The following is a 3,188-nucleotide window of genomic DNA, read 5'->3' on the forward strand; positions in this document are numbered from 1 at the left end:
CTCCACATCCGGCAATGGCGGTGCCGGTGGCGCCGGCGGTATCGGCGGGAAAGGCGGGACCGGCGCGGCCGGCATCGAGTCGATTGACCCGACTCTGGATGGTGGCGCCGCCGGCCAGGGCGGTGTTGGTGGCCAGGGTGGTCTCGGCGGCAATGGCGGCGGCGTGACGCTTGGAAAGGGAACTGTCGGCGTGGGTGGCGCCGGTGGTAACGGTGGTGCTGCCGGTATCGGCGGGAGGGGCGGCGACGGCGCCGCCGGCACCGCCGCCCACATCGACGGCAGTGCAGGTGGTCAGGGCGGTAACCCGGGTACGGGAGGAATCGGCGGTAACGGCGGCTCCGGCTCTGTCGCCGGTGGCAAGGGCGGCGCGGGCGCTGCGGCCACCTTGGGCGGTGACGGCGGCGACGGCGGTAAGGGCTTCGCTGCTGAAGCCGGCTCCAACGCAGACGGTGGTGTTGGTGGCACCGGTGGTGCCGGTGGTGCGCTGGGTAACGGTGGTACCGGCGGTGTTGGTGGCGCCGGCGATGGCACCGGCGCCGGCGGCGCCGGTGGTCACGGCGGGGACAGCGGAGCGCAGGCCGGCAACGGTGGTGCCGGTGGCGTCGGTGGCGCCGCTGGCGCAACGGGTACCGGCGGCATCGGTGGTACGGGTGGACTCGGTCAATCACCGTTGGGTGTCGGCGGTGCCGGTGGTCACGGCGGTGCCGGCGGTGTGACCTCTGGTGACGGTGGCGCCGGTGGTACCGGCGGTGTCGGCCAGGCCGGCGGTGGCGCCGGCGGCGATGGTGGCGATGCCGGAAAGAGCGGCAACGGTGGCGCGGGCGGCACTGGTGGCGCCGGTCTGGTGGGCAAGGACGGTACGGCCGGGGCCGGCTCGGGCGGCAACGGCGGTGACGCAGTTGCCGGCGGCTTCGGTGGTGACGGTGGTAACGGCGGTGCCGGCGGCACGGTGTCCGGCAACGGCGGGGCCGGCGGTACGGGTGGCGCTGGTGCACAGGGCGGTACGGGTGGCAATGCCACCGACTCGACGAACCCGACCACGGTTGGCGGTGCTGGTGGCAAGGGTGGTGCCGGCGGCCAGGGCGGTGCCGGCGGTGACGGTGGTAAAGCCACCGCAGGCACCGTGGGTGCTGCCGGAGACGGCGGGGCCGGTGGTGCGGCGGGCCTTGGCGGCAACGGCGGCAAGGGTGCCAACGGCACGGCGGGCAACGTCAACGGCAGCGATGGCGGTAAGGGTGGTGACGCAGGCCTGGTCGGGACCGGTGGCGCTGCGGGCACGGGCTCGACCGTCGGCAACAACGGCGCTAACGGCGCCGACGCCACCAACAGCGGCCACGGCGGCGCAGGCGGCAACGGTTACGACAACCTCGCGAACACCTCCGGTGCCAACGGCGGCAACGGCGGCAAGGGTGGTGCCGGCGGCTCGCACGGTGACGGCGGTAGCGGCGGTAGCGGTGGCAACGGCGGGACCGGCACCGCCGGTGCCAGCGGCGGCGCGAGCGGCGTCGGCGTCGGCGGTGGCGACGGCGGCCGGGGTGGCGACGGTGGTGCGGGCGGTGCTGGCGGATCCGTCCTTGGTGACGCGGGTAATGGCGGCGAGGCCGGAAACGGCGGTAAGGGCGGCCAGGGCGGTAACGGTGGGAACGGAAACAACGCCGCTACCGGTGGCGTCGGCGGTAACGCGGGCGCCGGCGGCAAGGGTGGAGGCGGCGGAAACGGCGGCGCCGCGGGTACGGCCACGTTTGGCAACAACGGCACGGCCGGTAACGGCGGTGACGGCGGTGACGGCGGTAACGCCGGGACCGCCGGGACCGGCGGTAACAGCACCGGCAACCGCACCGTCGGCGGTGTCGGCGGTAACGGAGCCGCCGGTGGGGATGCCGGCCATGGTGGTACCGGTGGTGACGGCACCGCGACTACTGACGGTGGCGCTGGTGGTAACGGTGGCAAGGGTGGCATTGGTTCCGCCGGGGGTACCGGTGGCAATGGTGGCGGTACGACCGGTGGCGCTGGTGGCAATGGTGGTACCGGCGCTAAGGGCGGCGCCGGCGGTAACGCGGGTGCCGGTGGCGATGGTCAGAACGGTGGCGTCGCGGGTAACGCTGGGGACGGTGGCAACGCCGGCAACGGCGGTGCCGGTGGAAATGCCGGTGCTGGCCAAACCAGCAACACGGCCGCTAACAACGTCGGACGTGACGGTGGCGTCGGTGGCAGCGGTGGTGTGGGTGGCGCCGGTGGCAATGGTGCGTCCGGTGGCACCGCGATCGGCGGCGGCACTAACGGCGCCGCGAGTGCCGGTGGCGACGGTGGTACCGGCGGCACTGGCGGCAACGGCGGTACCGGTGGCAACGGCGGCAACGCGAGCAGTAGTACCACCGTCGGCGGGCACGCCGGCAACGGTGGCGCCAGCGGTTCCGGCGGTGCCGGTGGTGCCGGCGGTAAGGGTGGTGCCGGCACCGACACCACCGCAGGCGCAGCCGGTGGTAATGGCGGGCAGGGCGGCTCAGGCGGCCAGTCAGGTGCCGGGGGCAACGGTGGTACTGCTAAGGGCACCGCGCTCGGGGGCAACGGTGGCAATGCCGGCACGGCCGGCTCGGGCGGCGTCGGCGGGGCCGGCGGTGTCGGCGGCGACGGCAACGGCGGCGGAAACGGCGGTAACGCCGGAAACTCCGGCAACGGCGGTCAGGGCGGCAACGGCGGCACCGGTGGTGCTCCGAACACCGGCACCGTTGGCGGTAACGGTGGTTCCGGCGCCAACGGCGGCGCCGGTGGCAACCACACCAACGGCGGTACGGGCGGAACAGGCCTGGGTGGCGGCACTAACGGTGGCACGGGGACCGCGGGTACTCCTGGTGCGGGCGGCGGCGGCGGTGCCGCAGGCACTCCCGGTGCGAATGCCACCCCAGGTAATGCGGGTGTCGCCGGTCCCAACGGGACGTAATAACTCAACCCGTCCTACCCGGTAATACTCCACACACGTCGAACAGCGATCGTCTGAAATGAAGGAAGAGGTCTGAGCCGGTGAGCTTTCTGACTCTGCCCCCTGAGATCAACTCCCTGAACATGTTGGTCGGCGCGGGGTCGGCGCCGATGGCGTCGGTGGCGTCGGCCTGGGATGGCCTGGCTGCTGAGCTCGGTTCGGCGTCGTCGTTCTTTGAGGGGGTCACCTCGGGGCTGATCAACGACGC

The 3,188-nt window shown here is 73.1% G+C and carries 2 protein-coding genes; both read left to right on the forward strand.

What is annotated here, in order from left to right:
- Window positions 1-94 precede the first annotated feature (94 nt).
- A complete protein-coding gene (locus A5634_RS30040; protein ID WP_437340005.1) occupies window positions 95-2,941 on the forward strand; it encodes a PE family protein in 2,847 nt (948 codons plus the stop codon).
- 80 nt (window positions 2,942-3,021) lie between these two features.
- The coding region (locus A5634_RS27670) for a PPE domain-containing protein (protein WP_301337124.1) at window positions 3,022-3,188 on the forward strand (167 nt) is incomplete at its 3' end.

Source organism: Mycobacterium asiaticum (genome assembly GCF_001673365.1).
Classification (GTDB): domain Bacteria; phylum Actinomycetota; class Actinomycetes; order Mycobacteriales; family Mycobacteriaceae; genus Mycobacterium; species Mycobacterium asiaticum_A.